Raw genomic sequence first — 17,944 nt, 5'->3', positions numbered from 1 at the left:
GCATGACGCCCCGGAGCCTTTTTCCGCGCCTGCTGAGCGTCTCTTACAGCAAAAACATCGCGACGATCGTCGTGACGACAAGACCGATCAGCACCGGCTTCAGGTTGCGGCGGGCGAGATCGAACGGGTCGACGCCGCAAATGGCCGCAGCCGGAATAAGAGCCCACGGAATTAGCGTGCCGCCGCCGACCCAGATGGCAGCCACTTGGCCGAGCGCCGTCAGCGTTGCGATGCCGGACCCGATTGCGGCGGCAAACAGGTGCGCGATCGAACCGGCCAGCGAGATGCCGGAAAAGCCGGAACCGTCGAGACCGGTAATGGCGCCGACAGCTGTCAGCGTCACCGCGCTCACAGCTTTGTTCAACGGGACGCTATGTGCCAGCGCAACGCCCAAGTCGTTGACGATACCTGTCGAACCTTGCGGCAGCACTTTGCCGAAAATGTCTGTCAACGCCGCGTCGCCTAAATAGAAAAATGCCGCGATCGGAATGACGGGTCCGAACACGCGAAACCCGAATTGAAACCCTTCCACCAAGTAGCCGGTCGTCTTCTCCAGACCTTTCGCCCGGTGAGCGAGCAAAGACACCAGCAGCAAAATGAACAGCGCCGTGCCGCCGATGAGCGCGGTAGCGTCGCCGCCTTGCAGCTTGAGTACGAACATGGCCGCAACGTCGAGCGCGAACAGCAGCAGGATGACTGCGGCGAGCAGCCGTTTGGCGCCGCGCGTAAGCGACGAATGCCGCGCCGGGATGCGAAACGGCAAATCGTCGTTGAGAACTGTCGAGCCTTTTGGAGGTTTGTCGGCGGCCAGCTTGCCGGACTTCAAGTCTTTGCGCAGCATCAGGAAGGCGGTTACGGTCGTGACGACGCCCATTACGATGACAAGCGGCACCGAAGCGCTCATCACGTCGCCGACCGGAATGCCCGCCGCATCGGCAGTCAGCTTCGGCGCTCCTTGAATGATGTAGTCGCCAGAGAGGGCAATCCCGTGTCCGAACAAGTTCATCGCCATCGCCACGCCGATCGCGGGCAAGCCGACCCGCACCGCCACCGGCAGCAGCACAGCCCCGATTAGCGCCACCGCCGGAGACGGCCAGAAAAACCACGAGATGATCATCATGGCGATGCCCGTCACCCAGAACGCAAGCGCCGGCGTTCGAATGAGACGAGCGACGGGCGTAATCATCGTCTCGTTTATTCCCGTCTTCGTCAGCACCTGGCTCATGCCGACGATGATCGAGATGACGAGTATCGTCCCAAGCAGTTCTTTAATGGCGTAAATAAAGCTTGAGAACACTCCGATGACCGAGTGCGAAAGCGAACCGGTCGCCATCAGGGCAAGCACGAAAACACCCGCAATACATACAATCGTCGTGTCTTTCCGGGCAATCATGAAGCCGACAATCAGGGCCACGAACAGGACGTATACCCAGTGCAGCCCGATCAGTTCCACTCCCATTTCCACCCACCTCCGTATCGAATTAGGCTGTAACCTAGCCGTACTACAGCCTATTCGATGCATTCGGAATGGTGCGCGGGAAGCGGAAGGGACCGTAATGCCGTTATATCGTTCTTTGCCCGCCTGCAAGGCGGACGCTGAATTCGCAATGATCTCTGGGATAACAGGCAACATGCTTCAAGCCGTGGACCGATCGGATCTGCACATAATCGGGAGCGAATTTCAGAATGATTCCGGAATCCACATGCACATACATATCGTGCTCGTTCAGCTGCCACACAAGCACAGGCGTTTGCGACAAAGCCGCAACGAACAATTCCATATCCGTATCCAACAACATCGTTCCGTAAATCATTCAGGCACACCTCGACAACGAAATTTTCGTGAGCGACACAGAGAGACTAGGCTCTACTTATTGAACAGCACGAATCGATGAATGATCACTCGCTTTCGCCAAAAAATATTGTGAAATGAATCCGGACTCGTTTCTTATATGTTTGCAGTAGGCTAAGTATACTGGGGATGCCAGCTTGACGGTGCGAATTAAAAAAGCTCTTCCGGCACTGCCGCCGAAAGAGCTTTTTTGGCATTGTGCGCTTATCGTTTGCCTGTCTCGTTGTTGCCGCCTTTCGCGGAAGGGCCGTTATCGGCCAGTTGGTCGCCGAATTGATCGAGGCGCGAAGGCTTCGACGACGGCCCATTATTTTTAGGCTGATTGTTTCGTCCTGTCATAATTTATCACCTCCACCTGCCTATTTTGTCGATATATAACGAACGTATACGACTTAAGACCGATTTTTCCAAAGTAAACAAAAAAGAACGTGACATATGGTACAAGGTTGATGTATAAAATTTACTAGCTCCACCACCAACCCATAAATTGGAGAGATCGCTAACATGGCGTTTGACGGTGTAATTATCGGCATTTTGGTAGGACTTCTTCGCCGCGGCAGCTTGAAAGGGTTTTTGAACGTCAAGCTTCGTTACGGCTGGGTTTTCCCTATATTGCTTGCGATTCAGTTTCTCGTTTACATATTTGAAACAAGATACGCTTGGGTTGCGGCGATCAGCAATTTTACGTTTATGGCAGTTTATATCGTCGGTTTCGTGTTTTTGTGGATGAACCGCAAGGAAAAGGGCTTCCTCGTATTAATGGCGGGAGTTTTTCTGAACTTCCTGGTCATGCTGATCAACGGCGGTAGAATGCCGGTTTCTCTTGAAGCCGCTTCCACGATCGGCAAGGACTATGCTCAGGCGCTGCAAGAGGGAACGCTGTACGGTAAACACATGGTGCTGACGGCGGAGACGAAGCTAGCGTTTTTGGGCGATATCATTCCACTGAACAAGCCATATTACAAGCAGCAGGTTATCAGTATCGGCGACGTCGTATGCGGAATCGGCATTTTCTTATACATTCAGAACCTGATGGTGCTCGACAGGCCGAAGAAACAAAAGCTGCCTATCATCGAAAAAGTTTTATAAATAGGTAATTGTAAATTCATACAGGAGGTGAAATTCTAATGAAGCTAAGCAAAGTACTTACAATTGCTTTGAACGTTGTGATTGTGGCATGTGCAGTCGTTGCATTTACATCCGGCATACAATTAACCGGACCGTGAGATTGAAAATATTTAGAAGTATTAGTTGATTTTTCTTAGCGGTTTGATCAAAATGAAAGGAAGAAGTATCAGCTTCTTCCTTTCATTTTTTGCATAAGGAGATGGCCCGATGATTCAATCCAAACGTATATATATTTCGCTCGTATCGCTGCTGGGGATCGGGGTGTTTCTTTCATTTTTCCGCTTTCATGTTGAAAGTTATTCCGATTGGGTTCTGATCTACGCTTTGACAGGCGTACTGCTGCTGTTGAATTACTTCACCTTTAGGATTCCGCCGGAAGGCAATATCCAGTCGATGGATTCGGCAGTGTATTTAGCGATTATTTATACGTTCGGATTACAAGTTGCACTTTGGGCGTTATTTTTGAATTCTATTGTTTCGATCTTCATGCGCCGAAAAAAATATGTGTGGTGGGCGCATTTTTTTAATTTCAGCGATTATACGTTGATGATATGCTTCGCTTCGTACGTATTTGCCTCATTCGGAGGGAAAACGGGCGCCATTGATCAGACGCTCATTATAGCGTATTTCGCATCCATGATCGCCTATTTTTTGGTAAACATTGCTGTCATAGCTATATTTCACATCATTACGACCCAAAACAGTTTAGTGCAAATTTTAAAGGAAATGTTCAAAGATGCCGTTATCGCTTATTCCAGCACCTTGCTGCTATCTCTAGTTCTTAGCATTCTGCTAACGAACAATCGGTATTTTGGCCTTACCTTGATAACAGGAATATGCGTGCTGCTGTCTTTGGGATTTCGGGAGTTGTCCAAACTATACAGCGAGGTCGCGTATAAGGCTATCAAAGATCAGCGTACGGGACTGTACAATCACGGCTATTTCGAGGATTTGCTGGAGAAAGAGCTCGCGAAAGCAAGAGCTCAGCAGACCGTGTTCAGCCTGGCCATTCTCGATCTCGATAACTTCAAACGGTTTAACGATACGTTCGGGCATTTGAAAGGGGACAAGCTGCTCGAATTTGTGGCCAAACAGCTGCAAAAGCAGTGCAAGCCCCACAATTACGTAGTAGCCCGCTACGGCGGCGAAGAGTTTACGATTTTGCTGCAGGATCAGAACGAGAAGGCGGCGTACCAGTTCGTCAACGAGCTGCGCAAGCAGCTGAACGATTCGTATTACGAAGGCGTAGACGTTTTGCCGCACGGGTGTTTGTCGTTCTCGGCCGGCGTGACGGAATACCGCAAGGGGATTACGGACAAGTCGCAGCTGCTCGACAAGGCGGACCAGGCGCTGTACTACGCCAAAGCGCAAGGAAAAAACCTCGTTCATATTTACAACGAGCAATCGATCATCCAGAAGACGATCGACATTGAGCAGGACATTCACGAGATCGAGCAGCAGCTCAACATTTTTCTCGCCAAGGACGTCTACACGTTTCAACACAGCAAAAGGGTGTTCGGCTACGCGATCGATTTTTGCGATTACACAAGCTTGCAGGATGCGGAGAAGAAGACGTTCGTGCTCGGCGCCCTCATTCACGATATCGGCAAACTGGAAGTGCCGAAGGAGATTTTGAAGAAGAAGGACAAGCTGACGAGCGAAGAGTGGGAAACGGTCAAGAAGCATGTCGAGTGGGGGAAGGACATCGTCTCGGCGATGGACAAGTACAAGGAGCTGGTGCCGCTCGTGCAGTTCCACCATGAACGGTACGACGGCAAAGGTTATCCGCACGGCCTGCGCGGCGACGAAATCCCGAAGCTGGCGCGCATGCTGTGCATCGTCGATTCGTTCGACGCCATGACGACGGAGCGGCCGTACCAGCCGACGAAAACGTTCGACGAAGCGATCGTCGAGCTGCGCCGCTGCTCCGGCTCCCAGTTCGATCCGGACCTTGTCAACTCGTTCATCAGCATGCTGCAAGACAAGTACTCCTTCAAGCTGAATCAGTCGGCTGCGACAAACGAGCAGGTCGGATAAATCGCAAGCGCGCAAAAAAGACCTCGCACCCCTGTCGGGGACGTGCGAGGTCTTCGCTTTAAATCAGGTTTTCCGGATTGAGCCCTTCGAGCTCTTTCAGCATGAAGCGTCCGTCCTTGCGGATCAGCACGTCGTCGAACCAAATTTCGCCGCCGCCGTAATCCGGACGCTGGATGAGCACCATGTCCCAGTGCACCGAGGAGCGGTTCGTGTTGTCGGCTTCTGCGTACGCTTGCCCAGGAGTGAAGTGAATGCTGCCGTCGATTTTCTCGTCAAACAAAATATCTTTCATCGGATGCTTGATGTGCGGATTGACACCGATCGCGAACTCGCCGACGTAGCGGGCGCCTTCGTCGGCGTCGAGAATGTCGTTGATGCGCTTCGTATCGCTGCCCGTCGCTTCGACGATTTTGCCGTTCTCGAAGCGCAGCCTGACGCTGTCGAAAGAAGTGCCTTCATAAATGGTCGGCGTATTGTAGCTGATGACCCCGTTGACGGAATTTTTCACCGGTGCGGTATACACTTCGCCGTCCGGAATGTTGCGGTGGCCGGAGCACTTGACCGCCGGAATGCCTTTGATCGAGAACGTCAGGTCGGTGCCTGGGGCGACGAGACGGACTTTGTCGGTGCGTTCCATGAGCGCCTTCAGCGGATCCATCGCTTTGTCCATTTTGGAATAGTCGAGGTTGCACACGCGGAAAAAGAAATCTTCGAACGCTTCCGTGCTCGTGTTGGCGAGCTGCGCCATCGAAGGGCTCGGGTAGCGCATGACGCACCATTTGGTGAAGTTAATGCGCTGGTCGAATACGGGGCGCTGGTAAACGCCCGTATACAGCTTCATTTGCGCTTCCGGCACGTCGGACAACGTCGTAATGTTGTCGGAGCTGCGCACGGCGACGTACGCATGCATCTGTTTCATGCGGGCTACTTCCAGCTCGGCCAGCTGCTGGAACTGCTCGCGCGTTCCGCCGAGAGCCAGCGCCCGGGTTACGACCGGGTCGCGCAAATCGACGAACGGACGGCCGCCGACGGCATACACTTCTTCAACAAAGCATTTCACGAGCTCCAGATCTTTGAGTCCGATCATTTCCAGCAAAATGTTTTCGCCAGGCTGCAGGTTGACGGAATAGCGCACCACATTGCGGGCAAACACCTGTAAACGAGGGTCTCTCATGAAAACGTCTTCTCCTCAAAATAGAATGGTCAGTCGGTTTAATGCTCAATTAGCATTATAACCCATTCCGCAGGGAATTGCTATGGTGACAATACGAAAGGAGCCGATGAATTTGTCCAGAGGAAATACGCTCATGCCGTACGGCTATGAGCCCGGTCCGGACACCGCTAAGGGAACGCTGCTGGCCGTAGGCATTTTCGACGACCCGCTGGCGGCGCACGTCCCGCTGCTTGCGAAGCTGGCGAAGGGGCGCTCCTTCGTCAAGCTGGCGCTGCTGCCGCAGCATGACGAGACGCTGCGCCGGATGAAGCTGAAAGCGATGCGCCCTTATCACGAGCGAATCAAACAGCTCGAGGCATGGGTCGAGCAGGCGCAGCCGGACATACCCGTTACGGTGGACGCCTGGGAAGGGAAGCGTCAAAAATATACTCCCCTGGATACGCTGCTCCGATTCGCGACGGACAAATATAAAGCGCCGCATATTGTAGCGCTGCCGGAATTGTATGCGAAGCCTTCGCGTCGTATTCGTCGTTCGGCGAATGGATTCGCCGCGTTCGGCTGCTCATTCTCGCGCACGATGGTTTTCAGCCGCATCCGAATTTGGAGAAAGCGGCTTCCCGCTGGGAAATCGTGAGCGTGTGAACGGCTGAAGCCGTTTACCGCGGAGGCGGCGTACCGGCTACGAAAAAAGCAGCTTATCCGGATTGAGGATAAGCTGCTTTTTTTAGGGCCGCGGGGCGGTCAGCCAGGTCTGGCGCTTTCGGCCATATATCGCTCTGTCAGCGACGTGAGCAGGGAGATGCCGATTTCGTTGTGCCCGCCTTCCGGAATGATGATGTCTGCATACTTTTTGGAAGGTTCGATGAAAGCGTCGTGCATCGGTTTGACGGTAGTCAAGTACTGCTCGTACACCGATTTGAGCGTTCGTCCGCGGTCTTGAATGTCGCGAACGACGCGGCGCAATATGCGCACATCGGGGTCCGTATCGACGAACACTTTAATGTCGAGGGCGCCGCGCACTTGCTCGTCGGTCAGTACGTGAATGCCTTCGATCAGAACGATCGGCTTGACTTCAATTCGGATTGTTTGCGCGGACCGGGCATGCTTTGTGAAATCGTACTTCGGGCAATCGATCGGCCGGCCCTCGCGAAGCTGCTGCAAATGGGCGAGGAGCAATGCGTTGTCGAACGCGTTCGGATGATCGTAATTGATTTTTTCGCGCTCTTCCGGCGCCAGTTCGGAATGATCGATATAATAATTATCTTGCGATAGCAGCGTAACGTTGTCTTTGCCCAATTTGTTCATAATGTTACGGGCGACGGACGTCTTGCCGGAGCCTGTGCCGCCGGCGATGCCGATAACCAACATGTAAAAAAATGCCTCCCTGCGCCTTAGCGAACGTCATTCCCGACTAGTGTAGCACATGGGCTCGGCAATGAAAAGGGAGCCTTAAGCGAGAAAAATCCATTGGTACGCATCGCATCGGTTCGTTTTGGCCGGAGGGAAGTGAAGCAATTCGGGCGTATCGCATACGCCTTGAACCCCGAGCTCGCAGCTGTGTTCCGGCAGTTTAACGCCGTAAAGGAACAGCCGATTCCCGTCCGTATGCAGCCGGCTGGGCTGCAGTTCCAACACCCGGCTGCCGGTCCGTACGGCGAACCGCAGCGTCATAGCGTCCGGTTTGGAGATTCGTTTATGGAACGACAGCACGGCACTGTCGGTGCCGAACTTCACGGCCCAGAGCAGGCGTGGCGCCTCGTCGTAAAGCGCTCCGCCAAGCTGGTATTCGTACGCGGTCCACGTCTCGCAGCCGAGCAGCCGAACCTCTTGCTCGAACGAATCGAGCCACGCCCGGGAGCGGATCATCCGCTTGGCCGAACCGATATCGGTCTGAATCCCGATCGGCAGCTGTGGATTTGCGGCGCGAAGCGATTCTATGAACGGCTTGTAACCGCGGACGTAAGACGGCGGCAAATCGGCCCGTCCCCAGTCGGGCCAATGCGTCTGCAAATAATGGACATCCGGCTTGACAGCGCGGGCCATCGACACCGCATCGTTGCCCTGCAGCTCGCGCAGTTTGGCGAGCGAATCGGGACCGGCGTCGATGGCCAGCGTCCACGTCGCGATGCGGATGCCGGGCCTCGCCTCGCGCACGCCGCCAGCGCCGTTGATCATTTCCGCAACGTACCGGTTCACGCCCCGCACGCGAAATTCGACCCACTTGCCGTATAGCTCAGGCTGCTTCGCGTAATAGGTGGGTGCGGAAGGATCCCGCAAGTCCGGAATCGCGGCGCCGTATTCCCGCTCGAACTCGCGCTGCGCATGCGGTCCGATATCGCCGTATGTTCCCGATTCAAGGCCGTTCCATTCCGGCAAATACGGCTCGGCGATTTCCAGCCCGTCGAACGGAACGGTGGCGACGAGGCGGGCGAGAGCCTGCTTCTTCCAAGCGACATATTCGCGGCAAAAGGGGGAAAGACGCGTGTAACCGTCATCGACCTTTTTCAGCAGTCCCATCCGCCATTGTTGCCATCCTGTTGGCAAGTGCGAAGTGACGAACGTGCCGTTGCCGAGCGTCAGCGCCCACACTTCAATGTCTTGACGGCGAAGCGCCATGACCAGCGTCCGGTCGACAGCGCATTCATTCGTCACGAAAATATGGACCGTGCCGTAGCCCGCCAGCTTGAGCTCTTCAGCGACGCTTTCCGGGGAACGGCTCCTGTAATAAGGGAAGGCGGGATCGATTTGTATCGAACGGATCATGAGGATCCTCCTCTTTTTGCAGAAGCTTCTATACACGATACGTGTTGCCCGCATGCCTAATGCCGGTATGCAAAAAAAGTGACAGAGCGGTGCGGCTCGAGTCACTTTTCGATAACTAAGCTTTTATCGGATTTGTTTCGGGGTCGTATAAGCTTGCGTCGCTATGTCGATGTCTTGGGCGGCCGCGCGCAGCTGCGTCATCGTCTGGGCGATTTGCTGATGATGGCTTTCGGTATCGTGATGCTCGAGCTGCTTCGTGGCGTCGGCCACCTCGCGCTCGGCTTCCTGCAATCTGTCGTGCGCGCGGCGGAGAATCCCCGGGTCGGCAACGATTTGCGCCTGCTCCAGGCTCCAGCGGGCTTCCTTCGCCATCGTAATCGCTTGCTTGGCACGCTCCAGCGCATGCATCATCGGCTGCTGGTGCTGATCGACTTCTGTCATGAGAGCTGTCCTCCTTCGTTCGTATCGTTTCTTAACATGCGCCAACCGTTGCCGTTCCATTCTAGGCGTTAAGCTGGCTGTGGGGCGCTCTGCATATAGCTCGCCGTTACTCCTCTTAACGCCAAGGCGTTAAGCTGGCTGAGATGCGTTGGCGCATTGTACGCCGTTACACCTCTAGCTTAACGCCCGGATAGCTTTCGCAGCGCATAGAACGGGCGGCAGATGGAAGCCTAAGCCTATAACGGAGGTGAATTGACAGGTGCCGCACAACAAGAGCGAAACGATCAACAGCCAGCAAAATCACGATTCGATGCAGGAAGAAGCAATAACGGTCAAAGCGGGCAAAGCGAAAGACCGGCCGCCCAGCTTGAACGGAATCAACAAAAATAACCAGGTATAAACGGCAAATGCCCGCGGCTTATTTCCGCTGCGGGCATTTTGCAACAGTATTCGTTATTTTTCTTTATTTCCATTTCGCAGTATAATGAAGAATGCACGTTCCCGCATAGGGACATAGAGAGATAAGGACGGTGAACCCGGATGAGGACTGGATTGGTGCTGGAGGGCGGAGGGATGCGCGGCGCCTATACGGCCGGAGCTTTGGACTATTTAATGGAGCATGAGCTGTACTATTCATATGTTATCGGCGTATCCGCCGGCGCCTGCAACGCGACTTCCTACATATCGCGGCAAATCGGCCGCAATCGCAAGGTGACCGTCGATTTCATCACGGATCCGCGCTATTTAAGCTACCGCAACTTGCTGAAAGAAAAAAGCATGTTCGGGATGAAGTTTATTTTCGACGAAATTCCCCGCCGCCTCGTCCCGTTCGATTTCGACGCGTTCCACGCTTCGCCGCAGCAGTTCGTTGTAGGCACGATGGACGCCCGCACGGGGGAAGCAGTCTACTATACGAAAGAAGCGGTGAAGGATGACTTGCTGACGATCGTACAGGCTTCGAGCTCGCTTCCTTTCATCTCCAGGCCAGTCGTCCAGAATGGGCGTGAGCTGCTGGACGGAGGCATCTGCGATCCGATCCCGATCCGCAAATCGATCGCCGACGGCAACGAGCGCAACGTCATTATTCTCACGCAAGTGAAATCATACCGCAAACGCCCGTTCCGCTGGGGCTGGCTGGCGCGCAAGCTATATCCCCAGTACCGCGGTCTCATCGACGTCATGAGCAGGAGGCATCATACGTACAACGACACGCTCGATTATGTCGACGAGCTCGAACAGGACGGCAAGGCGATCGTCATCCGCCCGACGGCCGACCTGCAAGTAAGCCGCATGGAGAAAAATCCGGCCAAGCTGGCGGCCATGTACGAGCTCGGTTACCGGGACGCCGAGCGGCAAAAAAAAATGTATTGAAAAGCTGGACTTGACGGTGCTATACTTCACCTAGGCGTTAAGCTGGCTGTGGGACGCCCGGCATGTTGCTCAACGTTACACCCCCAGCTTAACGCCTAGGCGTTAAGCTGGCCGTGGGACGCTCAGCACGTTGCTCAACGTTACACACCCAGCTTAACGCCTGGTCATGCAATTCCAATCGCATATCAACGCAGGGGTGCTGGAACTAACGGCCGGCTGAGAGTGTATCCCGTAAGATACTGACCCTTTAACCTGATCCGGATAATGCCGGCGTAGGGACGCCTACCTTTTCGCTTGCTGAGCATGCATGCGCCTCCGGATCAGGGGGCGTTTTTTTGCGTGCGCGAAACGTGGCAATAGAAAAGGGGAGGCCATACGGATGAAAGCTTGGGGAATGAAAGGAATGGCGGCGTTGTGCGTCATCATGCTGGCGGCATCCGGCTGCGGCAAAAGCGAGCCGGCGACGAAAGCGGCGGCATCTAACGCGGGAGCCACGCCGAATGCGGCGGCAAGCGCGCCTGCCGCGCAGCCGAAGCAGCTGCAGAACGTCAAAGTCGTGCTCGATTGGACGCCGAATACGAACCATACGGGTTTATATGTAGCGAAGCAGCTTGGTTACTACGAGCAGGAAGGCCTGAACGTCGACATCGTGCAGCCGGGCCAAAGCGGTGCGGATACGATGGTGGCGACAGGCGAAGCCCAGTTCGGCGTCGGTTACCAGGAAGGGTTGACGCAAGCGCGCGTGCAGGACGTTCCGCTCGTCTCGATCGGCGCCATCATTCAGCACAATACGTCGGGCTTCGCCTCGCCGGCGGCGAAAAATATCAAGTCGCCGAAAGATTTTGAAGGCAAAACGTACGGCGGCTGGGGCTCGCCTTCCGAAAACGCCATGATCGAATCGCTCATGCAGCAGGAGCATGCGGACGCGAGCAAGGTGAAAATCGTCAACATCGGCGAAGCGGACTATTTCACAGCGGTCAAGAAGGATATCGATTTCGCCTGGATTTACTACGGCTGGACGGGTGTCGAGGCGGAGCTGCGCGGCGAGCCGATCAACATGATTTATTTGACCAAGTATTCGGATAAGCTGGACTACTATACGCCGCTGCTGGAAACGAGCGAAAAGATGATCAAAGAAAACCCGGAACTCGTGAAAAAGTTCATGGCTGCGACGTCCAAAGGGTACGAATATGCGATCGGTAAGCCCGACAAAGCGGCGGACATCTTGATCAAAGCGGTGCCGGACCTCGATCCGAAGCTGGTGAAGGCGAGCCAAAAGTGGCTGAGCCCGAAATATCAGGACGACGCGCCGCGCTGGGGCGAGCAAAAGCAAGTCATTTTCGAAAACTATGCGAACTGGATGTACGATCATAAGCTGCTGGACAAGAAGCTGGACGCGTCGAAGGCGTTCACGAACGATTTCTTGCCGGCCAAAAAGTAGCGGAGGAGAACCGATATGGCGAATGCGCTCGTCAGCATTCAAATTTTGCCGAAAACGCCGGACGGCGGCGACGTCATTCCGTATGTGGACCGGGCGATTGAGGTGATTGCGCAGTCCGGCGTCAAGCATTTGGTCGGGCCGCTCGAAACGACGATGGAGGGCGAGCTGGATGCGCTGCTGGACGTCGTGAAGCGGATGAACGAAGCGATGATCGAGATGGGCTCGCCCAATGTCATTTCGCAAATCAAAATTTACTACAATCCGGAGTCAGGCGCTTCGATCGACCGGCTCATCGAGAAATATCGATGAAGACCGGGACGTCGTGGTGGAAAAGGGGATGGCCGCCGACAGCGGCCGTCCTCCTTTTGCTGCTTGCATGGCAAATCGGCGTGCAGCTCAGCGGCATCGAGAAGTTCAAGCTGCCCAGCCCCGCCGATATCGGCCGTGAAGCCGTAGCGTCGTTTCCCCGCATCTGGATGCATACGGAAGCGACGCTGCACATTTCCCTCATTGGCTTCGCGTGCGGCGTCGCGGTCGGGATCGGCCTGGCTCTGGCGATGCATATGATCGCTGCGGTCAAGTCGGGACTGTATCCGCTCCTGATCATTTCGCAAAATATTCATCCGGCCGCGCTCGGGCCGCTGCTCATGATCTGGTTCGGCTTTCTGTCGCCGACGCCGAAAATTATCGTCATCGCCCTGTACTGCTTTTTTCCGGTCACGGTAGCGCTTACGGACGCCCTTGCCCGGACGGACCGGGGCATGGCGGACTATATGCGGATGATCGGCGCGAGCAAAGCCCAGCTGTTCCGCAAGCTGGAGCTGCCGCACGCGCTGCCGTCTTTGTTTTCCGGCTTGAAAATTGCCGCCACGTACAGCATCATGGGCGCCGTCGTCGCCGAATTTCTCGGCGGAGACAAAGGGCTCGGCTACTACATTCAGTTTTCCCGCAACCAGTTTCAAACGACGCGCGTCTTTGTCGCGTTATTCGTCATCATTATCCTAGCGTTCATCATGTTCGGTATTGTCGCGCTGCTGGAAAAAATGCTGATCGGCTGGAACCAGGGGCGAGGCGAATGAAGGAGGGGGCGCATGTGAGTGCAGTCACCGGCGGAGAGCCGCTGCTTGCTCTTGAGCATATTCGGAAATCGTTTCCCGGGGCGGGAAAAGGCGACGCGGCTGTCAAGGTGCTGGACGGCGTAACGCTGCAGGTGGGCAGCGGCGAATTTGTCGCCATTCTCGGACCGTCGGGCAGCGGCAAAACGACGCTGTTCCGGCTGATCGGCGGCTTGCTGCAGCCGGACAGCGGCGCGATCCGGCTCGGCGGCGAGGACATCGCCGGGCAGCGCGGCCGCATCGGCTACATGCCGCAGCAGCCGTCGCTGCTGCCGTGGCGCAATGTGCTGGACAACGTGCTGATGGCGGCGGAAATAGCCGGAATAAGCCGTAAGGAGGCGGAACCTAAGGCGCGGGAATGGCTGGTGCGAGCCGGGCTGGGCGGCTGCGAGAGCGCCTACCCGCATGAGCTGTCCGGCGGCATGCAGCAGCGGGCCTCGTTCGTGCGGGCGCTGCTCGGGCCGCAGCAGCTGCTCTGTCTCGACGAGCCGTTCGGCGCGCTGGATGCGATGACCCGGCTCGAGATGCAGCTGTGGCTCGGCAGCTTGTGGCAGGAAAGCGGACGCGCGGTGCTGCTCGTTACGCACAGCATCGACGAAGCGCTGCTCCTGGCGGACCGCGTCTACGTGCTGTCGGCGAAACCGGCCACCGTGTTGGAGGAAGTCAAGGTGCCGTGGCCGCATCCGCGCAGCGAAGCAAATATGGCCGAGCCGCAGTTCGTGCGGCTGCGCCAGCAGCTGTACGACGTGCTGCGCAAAGCGAAGGAGGTGCCGCAACGTTGAACCGCGAGATACCGATTATCGATGCGCACGTGCACCTCGATTCCTACGAGCCCCTTCGTACGGAAGCGCTGCTGCATTCGTACGGCCACGACGGAGTGGCCGGCTGCATCGCAGTGTCGATGAACTTGCCGTCGTGTCAGGCGGTTGAGAGTTGGGATAGAAAGTACCCCCGGCTCGTTTATCCAGCTTACGGCTATCATCCGGAGCAGGAGCCGATCGGCGGGGAAGAGTTGGAGGAGCTCGTCGCCTGGATTCGGCAGCGTGCGGAGCGAACGATCGCCGTAGGCGAAGTCGGGCTCCCTTATTACACGAGGCAGGAGGCCGAGTGGCGCGGCGAGCAATTCGAGCTGGCGCCGTACGTCCGGCTGCTGGAGCGGATGATCGCGCTCGCGGACGAATTGGCGAAGCCGGTCGTGCTGCATGCCGTGTACGACGATGCGGAAACCGTTTGCGATATGCTGGCGGACTACCCGCGGGTGAAAGCGCATTTTCACTGGTTCAAAGGCTCGGAAGCGGCAATACAGCGCATGATCGAGAGAGGCTGCTTTATTTCGGTGACGCCGGATGCGGTGTATGAGGAAGAAATTCAGCAGCTGATCGGCCGCTACCCGCTGGAGCTGATGATGGCGGAGACGGACGGCCCGTGGCCGTTCGAAGGCCCGTTTGCCGGGCAGGAGACGAGGCCGCATATGATTCGCGCGACGATCGAAACGATCGCCGCGCGAAAACGAATGCCGGCAGAGGAAGCGGCCCGCATTTTGTACAACAATACGGTGCGGTTTTACGGTCTGCCGCTTACAATACGATAATGTCGTCGAGCTCGGAGTCGCTGGCGTCGGCTGCCGCCGCCACTTCTTCGTCAAGCTCGCTTTCGCCGCCCTGCAGCTGCTGCACGGCGTCGGCCTGTTCGGATAGTTGCTCCTCGATTTGGCCGATGCCGTGCGCTTCCTGATGATTCCGGCTTGTTGTCATTATGCTGCGATTCCTCCTTTTCGGGTAATGGCTGTAGCTTCTACTAGCTTGGTTGAAACGGACGCCGATTATGTAGTGGTTCTTCCCAAACAGTGCGAATCGTGATATAATTTACGAGGTCAATTAAGCCGTTGTAGCTCAATTGGCAGAGCAGCTGAATCGTAATCAGCAGGTTGGGGGTTCAAGTCCCTTCAACGGCATCGAACAAAAACACAAACATCTTCTCGGTGTTTGTGTTTTTTTCCTATCGGGAGGTTGAGACTCTTGATCATCGCTCGGAACATTACAAAGACGTACAAGCCCGATCCGCGGGAAGTGCTGTCCAAAGTCAGCCTGCAAATTGACGACGGAGAGCTCGTCGCTATCGTCGGCGGCAGCGGCAGCGGCAAAACGACGCTGCTGCGCTGCTTGGCGCTGCAGGAGCCGTGGGATAGCGGCCAGCTGATCGTAAACGGCGAAGACGTCGGCAAGCTAGGCCCCATCGCCCGCCGGCTCACCCGCCGCGGCTGGGTATACATCGAGGAGAAGCCGCAGCTCGACGTACGCAGCTCCGCGCTCAAAAACGTCGCGCGCAGCTTGTTGTTTCATTCGCCGGTGCGGGCGCTCGCAGGGCTCGTATCGAAGAACGAGCATATGGAAGCGATGGACTATTTGGAACGGGTCGGCCTGCTCGACAAGGCGCATCAGAAGGTCGGCCAGCTGAGCGGCGGGGAGAAGCAGCGAATTGCTGTGGCGAAGGCGCTGATTCAAGGCGCGACGATGATTTTCGCCGACGAGCCGGTATCCGGCCTCGACCCGGAGTCGGCGCACAGCGTCATGCGCGACCTGAAGGCGATCGGCAAGCGCGAGAACATCACGATCGTGACAACGCTGCATAAGCTCGATTTCGCGGAACGCTATGCGACGCGCATTCTCGGCGTCAAAGACGGGCGCATCGCCCTCGACATTCCGGCGCGGACGCTCACTTCGCGCGAACGGGAGCTGATTTTCTCATGACTGAGGAGCGGCAGCGCTGCGGCTGGGTGAATGAAGATCCGCTCTACCTTCGTTACCATGACGAAGAGTGGGGCGTTCCGGTTCGCGACGACAACAAGCTGTTCGAAATGCTGAGTCTGGAAGGCGCGCAAGCGGGGCTCAGCTGGTACACGATTTTGAAAAAAAGGGACAACTACCGCCGCGCTTTCGCCGGGTTCGATCCGGAAATCGTGGCGCAATATGGCGAGAGCGACGTAGAGCGGCTGCTGCAGGACGAAGGGATCGTGCGCAACCGGCTTAAAGTGCAGGCAGTCATCGGCAACGCCAAAGCGTTCCTGCGGGTGAAGGAGCAGTTCGGATCGTTCTCCGGCTACATCTGGAGCTTCGTCGGCGGCGAGCCGATACTGAACCGTTGGACGAGCCTCGGCGAAGTGCCGGCCGCGACGCCGGAGTCGGACCGGATGAGCAAGGATTTGAAAAAGCGCGGCTTCAAATTCGTCGGCTCGACGATATGCTACGCGTTCATGCAGGCGACCGGCATGGTCAACGACCATATCGCCACATGCTATAATTATCACGGCAAGTAAGAAAAGCTATTATTCGGATACCTTTCCACGATGCATGACCCCTGCGTGAGGAGATAGCTTCTTGCCGAATCAGGGAACTGCTCTAGGAAGCTTATACTTTCCGATTCGGTAAAAAAGGCCATCCGCTCCCGGCGCTGAATGCGCAGCGGGGACGGATGGCCTTTTTTATACGGGCAAAAGCATGTGCTTTGTCGCATACAGCAGCACGCCCAGCGCCGCAGCGAGCAGGGCGTAGGCCGCCCCGTAACCCCAGCGGGTGCGGACCGGCACGTCATAGTAAGCGTCGTTCACGTGCGGCACCCACTCGACGCGGACATGGATCGATAATTTGCGGGCAGCATCGTCGCGGCCCGATCCGATCGTCTCCACGCGCCTCACGAGCCCTTGGCCGGGAAGCTCCAGCGTCGCTTCGGGCAAATACCCTTCCCACGTTATGCGCAGCCTTTGTTTGCCGTCCAGGTCGGACCACGTGGCGAACGGCAAGTCGCGGCGGTGCCGCTCGCCCGGAAGCGGCAGCCCCTGTGCCAATATTTCATCATAAGGCACGGAAAGCGAATACACATGCGCCACCGCCTGCCCAGGCTTATGCCGCTTCCATACGTACTTCTGGAACAAATCCCAGGCGAACATCGCCCAAATCAGCAAAAACAGCCAGCTGCCGAGGTCGTAAATGACAAGCAGTCCGCCGATAAGACCAACGAGCCATAGCCAGCGCGTCACCGCCGTAGCGATGCGGCCGCCGTCGAGCGGATGGATCGGCAACAAATTAATGAGGTTAAGTAAAAATCCGGTGTGCGCCAAACTGATCATCAGCTTGCTGCCCGACCACTGGCCGATCGCCAAAAATGCCGCAGCTCCGAGCGAGCCGAGCAGCGGGCGCCGAAGGCGATGTACGCTTCGGTGACGGCGTCGCGCGGATGGCGCTTCATGTTGATGAGCGCGCCAATGAACGGGATGAAGATCGGTGCCGACACCGGCAGCCCTTTTTGTTTGGCGGCAATGCTGTGGCCAAGCTCATGAATGAGTATGAGGACGACGAAACCGACCGCAAACCAGAGCGGCGACATGATCGCATACGCGCCGATCGACAGCAGCATCGTGAGCAGCGTGCCGCCGATTTTGCTGAATTTGAACAGGACGAAAAGCCCTTTCAGCTTCGTAATGATAAACAGAAAGAAGGCGGAAATCGCCCACTTCTTCGTGTCTGTATTCCGTTTGCTCCCCAATGAGAACTACCTCCCCTTTAGTTATATACGCAGCAAGCGGCGCCTTGGTCGCAAAAGCGCCGGAAACATGATATGATGAG

At 56.2% G+C, this 17,944-nt stretch carries 22 protein-coding genes, 1 tRNA gene and 1 riboswitch; of the genes, 13 read left to right on the top strand and 10 right to left on the bottom strand.

Features of this window, described 5'->3' with window-relative positions:
- Positions 1–43: 43 nt before the first annotated feature.
- The 3 genes from SD70_RS17040 to SD70_RS39300 form a co-directional block, all read right to left on the bottom strand.
- A complete protein-coding gene (locus SD70_RS17040; protein WP_041048728.1) occupies positions 44–1,459 on the bottom strand; it encodes a hypothetical protein in 1,416 nt (471 codons plus the stop codon).
- A gap of 103 nt (positions 1,460–1,562) precedes the next feature.
- Complete coding sequence (locus SD70_RS17035) at positions 1,563–1,814, bottom strand: hypothetical protein (protein ID WP_041048727.1); 252 nt, start codon at positions 1,812–1,814, stop codon at positions 1,563–1,565.
- Positions 1,815–2,056: 242 nt separating this feature from the next.
- Entirely contained in the window at positions 2,057–2,191 is a 135-nt protein-coding gene (locus SD70_RS39300) for a hypothetical protein (protein ID WP_269432483.1), read from the bottom strand.
- Between the two features lie 165 nt (positions 2,192–2,356).
- On the opposite strand from SD70_RS39300, the gene SD70_RS17030 reads away from it, so the two are divergent.
- Positions 2,357–2,941 carry a DUF5317 domain-containing protein gene (locus SD70_RS17030; RefSeq protein WP_041048726.1) on the top strand — a complete coding sequence of 195 codons (585 nt, stop codon included), beginning with the start codon at positions 2,357–2,359 and terminating at the stop codon, positions 2,939–2,941.
- Between the two features lie 246 nt (positions 2,942–3,187).
- A complete protein-coding gene (locus tag SD70_RS17025; protein ID WP_041048725.1) occupies positions 3,188–5,017 on the top strand; it encodes a bifunctional diguanylate cyclase/phosphohydrolase in 1,830 nt (609 codons plus the stop codon).
- A gap of 58 nt (positions 5,018–5,075) precedes the next feature.
- On the opposite strand, the gene SD70_RS17020 is transcribed toward SD70_RS17025, so the two are convergent.
- Entirely contained in the window at positions 5,076–6,191 is a 1,116-nt protein-coding gene (locus tag SD70_RS17020) for an aminopeptidase (protein WP_041048724.1), read from the bottom strand.
- An 82-nt stretch (positions 6,192–6,273) separates the two neighbouring features.
- On the opposite strand from SD70_RS17020, the gene SD70_RS17015 reads away from it, so the two are divergent.
- Positions 6,274–6,825, top strand: a complete 552-nt coding sequence (locus SD70_RS17015; RefSeq protein ID WP_156158067.1) for a hypothetical protein — start codon at positions 6,274–6,276, stop codon at positions 6,823–6,825.
- Between the two features lie 107 nt (positions 6,826–6,932).
- Here SD70_RS17015 and udk read toward each other — a convergent pair whose 3' ends face one another.
- The 3 genes from udk to SD70_RS17000 all read right to left on the bottom strand — a co-directional run bounded on the left by udk (position 6,933) and on the right by SD70_RS17000 (position 9,395).
- A complete protein-coding gene (gene udk, locus SD70_RS17010) occupies positions 6,933–7,559 on the bottom strand; it encodes a uridine kinase (RefSeq protein WP_041048723.1) in 627 nt (208 codons plus the stop codon).
- Positions 7,560–7,640: 81 nt separating this feature from the next.
- Positions 7,641–8,954 (bottom strand): hypothetical protein, encoded by a 1,314-nt coding sequence (locus SD70_RS17005; RefSeq protein ID WP_052487550.1) that lies wholly within the window; start codon positions 8,952–8,954, stop codon positions 7,641–7,643.
- Positions 8,955–9,077: 123 nt separating this feature from the next.
- Positions 9,078–9,395, bottom strand: a complete 318-nt coding sequence (locus SD70_RS17000) for a hypothetical protein (protein WP_041048722.1) — start codon at positions 9,393–9,395, stop codon at positions 9,078–9,080.
- A 259-nt stretch (positions 9,396–9,654) separates the two neighbouring features.
- Here SD70_RS17000 and SD70_RS37025 point away from each other — a divergent pair, with 259 nt between their 5' ends.
- The 7 genes from SD70_RS37025 (at position 9,655) to SD70_RS16970 (ending at position 14,913) form a co-directional block, all read left to right on the top strand.
- Positions 9,655–9,795 (top strand): hypothetical protein, encoded by a 141-nt coding sequence (locus SD70_RS37025; protein WP_197081067.1) that lies wholly within the window; start codon positions 9,655–9,657, stop codon positions 9,793–9,795.
- A gap of 140 nt (positions 9,796–9,935) precedes the next feature.
- Positions 9,936–10,766 (top strand): patatin-like phospholipase family protein, encoded by an 831-nt coding sequence (locus tag SD70_RS16995; RefSeq protein WP_041048721.1) that lies wholly within the window; start codon positions 9,936–9,938, stop codon positions 10,764–10,766.
- A 182-nt stretch (positions 10,767–10,948) separates the two neighbouring features.
- A riboswitch (TPP riboswitch) is annotated at positions 10,949–11,063 on the top strand.
- Positions 11,064–11,145: 82 nt separating this feature from the next.
- The gene (locus tag SD70_RS16990) at positions 11,146–12,207 is read left to right on the top strand and encodes an ABC transporter substrate-binding protein (protein WP_041048720.1); all 1,062 of its coding nucleotides are present in this window, start codon (positions 11,146–11,148) and stop codon (positions 12,205–12,207) included.
- A gap of 15 nt (positions 12,208–12,222) precedes the next feature.
- Positions 12,223–12,516 (top strand): thiamine-binding protein, encoded by a 294-nt coding sequence (locus SD70_RS16985; RefSeq protein WP_041048719.1) that lies wholly within the window; start codon positions 12,223–12,225, stop codon positions 12,514–12,516.
- A complete protein-coding gene (locus SD70_RS16980; protein WP_041048718.1) occupies positions 12,513–13,286 on the top strand; it encodes an ABC transporter permease in 774 nt (257 codons plus the stop codon). The genes SD70_RS16985 and SD70_RS16980 overlap by 4 nt, the downstream gene beginning before the upstream one ends.
- A 14-nt stretch (positions 13,287–13,300) precedes the next feature.
- On the top strand, positions 13,301–14,104 hold the full coding sequence (locus SD70_RS16975; protein ID WP_231571261.1) for an ABC transporter ATP-binding protein: 804 nt from the start codon (positions 13,301–13,303) through the stop codon (positions 14,102–14,104).
- The gene (locus SD70_RS16970; protein ID WP_041048716.1) at positions 14,101–14,913 is read left to right on the top strand and encodes a TatD family hydrolase; all 813 of its coding nucleotides are present in this window, start codon (positions 14,101–14,103) and stop codon (positions 14,911–14,913) included. Before SD70_RS16975 ends, SD70_RS16970 begins: the two co-directional genes overlap by 4 nt.
- Here the strand turns inward: SD70_RS16970 and SD70_RS37020 are convergent.
- Complete coding sequence (locus SD70_RS37020) at positions 14,900–15,076, bottom strand: hypothetical protein (RefSeq protein WP_197081066.1); 177 nt, start codon at positions 15,074–15,076, stop codon at positions 14,900–14,902. The two genes, SD70_RS16970 and SD70_RS37020, sit on opposite strands and share 14 nt — an antisense overlap.
- Positions 15,077–15,203: 127 nt before the next feature.
- Here SD70_RS37020 and SD70_RS16965 point away from each other — a divergent pair.
- From SD70_RS16965 to SD70_RS16955, 3 genes are all read left to right on the top strand, one after another.
- Positions 15,204–15,276, top strand: a tRNA-Thr gene (locus SD70_RS16965).
- 64 nt (positions 15,277–15,340) lie between these two features.
- On the top strand, positions 15,341–16,072 hold the full coding sequence (locus SD70_RS16960; protein WP_041048715.1) for a phosphonate ABC transporter ATP-binding protein: 732 nt from the start codon (positions 15,341–15,343) through the stop codon (positions 16,070–16,072).
- A complete protein-coding gene (locus SD70_RS16955; RefSeq protein ID WP_041048714.1) occupies positions 16,069–16,638 on the top strand; it encodes a DNA-3-methyladenine glycosylase I in 570 nt (189 codons plus the stop codon). The genes SD70_RS16960 and SD70_RS16955 overlap by 4 nt, the downstream gene beginning before the upstream one ends.
- 165 nt (positions 16,639–16,803) lie before the next feature.
- Here SD70_RS16955 and SD70_RS38185 read toward each other — a convergent pair whose 3' ends face one another.
- Positions 16,804–17,481 (bottom strand): hypothetical protein, encoded by a 678-nt coding sequence (locus SD70_RS38185; protein ID WP_231571260.1) that lies wholly within the window; start codon positions 17,479–17,481, stop codon positions 16,804–16,806.
- A complete protein-coding gene (locus SD70_RS38180) occupies positions 17,448–17,864 on the bottom strand; it encodes a site-2 protease family protein (protein ID WP_231571259.1) in 417 nt (138 codons plus the stop codon). The genes SD70_RS38185 and SD70_RS38180 overlap by 34 nt, the downstream gene beginning before the upstream one ends.
- Positions 17,865–17,944 lie beyond the last annotated feature (80 nt).

Source organism: Gordoniibacillus kamchatkensis (assembly GCF_000829455.1).
Taxonomy (GTDB): Bacteria; Bacillota; Bacilli; order Paenibacillales; family NBRC-103111; genus Gordoniibacillus; species Gordoniibacillus kamchatkensis.
This window is presented reverse-complemented; position numbering and strand designations above follow the sequence as displayed.

Excerpts from the sequence above, each read along its gene's own strand:
- SD70_RS39300 (WP_269432483.1), bottom strand. The coding sequence starts at position 2,191 with ATGACAGGACGAAACAATCAGCCTAAAAATAATGGGCCGTCGTCGAAG.
- SD70_RS17000 (WP_041048722.1), bottom strand. The coding sequence starts at position 9,395 with ATGACAGAAGTCGATCAGCACCAGCAGCCGATGATGCATGCGCTGGAG.
- SD70_RS17035 (WP_041048727.1), bottom strand. The coding sequence starts at position 1,814 with ATGATTTACGGAACGATGTTGTTGGATACGGATATGGAATTGTTCGTT.
- SD70_RS16980 (WP_041048718.1), top strand. The coding sequence starts at position 12,513 with ATGAAGACCGGGACGTCGTGGTGGAAAAGGGGATGGCCGCCGACAGCG.
- SD70_RS16985 (WP_041048719.1), top strand. The coding sequence starts at position 12,223 with ATGGCGAATGCGCTCGTCAGCATTCAAATTTTGCCGAAAACGCCGGAC.
- SD70_RS17015 (WP_156158067.1), top strand. The coding sequence starts at position 6,274 with ATGGTGACAATACGAAAGGAGCCGATGAATTTGTCCAGAGGAAATACG.
- SD70_RS17030 (WP_041048726.1), top strand. The coding sequence starts at position 2,357 with ATGGCGTTTGACGGTGTAATTATCGGCATTTTGGTAGGACTTCTTCGC.
- SD70_RS16995 (WP_041048721.1), top strand. The coding sequence starts at position 9,936 with ATGAGGACTGGATTGGTGCTGGAGGGCGGAGGGATGCGCGGCGCCTAT.
- SD70_RS37020 (WP_197081066.1), bottom strand. The coding sequence starts at position 15,076 with ATGACAACAAGCCGGAATCATCAGGAAGCGCACGGCATCGGCCAAATC.
- SD70_RS17005 (WP_052487550.1), bottom strand. The coding sequence starts at position 8,954 with ATGATCCGTTCGATACAAATCGATCCCGCCTTCCCTTATTACAGGAGC.
- udk (WP_041048723.1), bottom strand. The coding sequence starts at position 7,559 with ATGTTGGTTATCGGCATCGCCGGCGGCACAGGCTCCGGCAAGACGTCC.
- SD70_RS17025 (WP_041048725.1), top strand. The coding sequence starts at position 3,188 with ATGATTCAATCCAAACGTATATATATTTCGCTCGTATCGCTGCTGGGG.
- SD70_RS17020 (WP_041048724.1), bottom strand. The coding sequence starts at position 6,191 with ATGAGAGACCCTCGTTTACAGGTGTTTGCCCGCAATGTGGTGCGCTAT.
- SD70_RS17040 (WP_041048728.1), bottom strand. The coding sequence starts at position 1,459 with ATGGGAGTGGAACTGATCGGGCTGCACTGGGTATACGTCCTGTTCGTG.
- SD70_RS16990 (WP_041048720.1), top strand. The coding sequence starts at position 11,146 with ATGAAAGCTTGGGGAATGAAAGGAATGGCGGCGTTGTGCGTCATCATG.
- SD70_RS16955 (WP_041048714.1), top strand. The coding sequence starts at position 16,069 with ATGACTGAGGAGCGGCAGCGCTGCGGCTGGGTGAATGAAGATCCGCTC.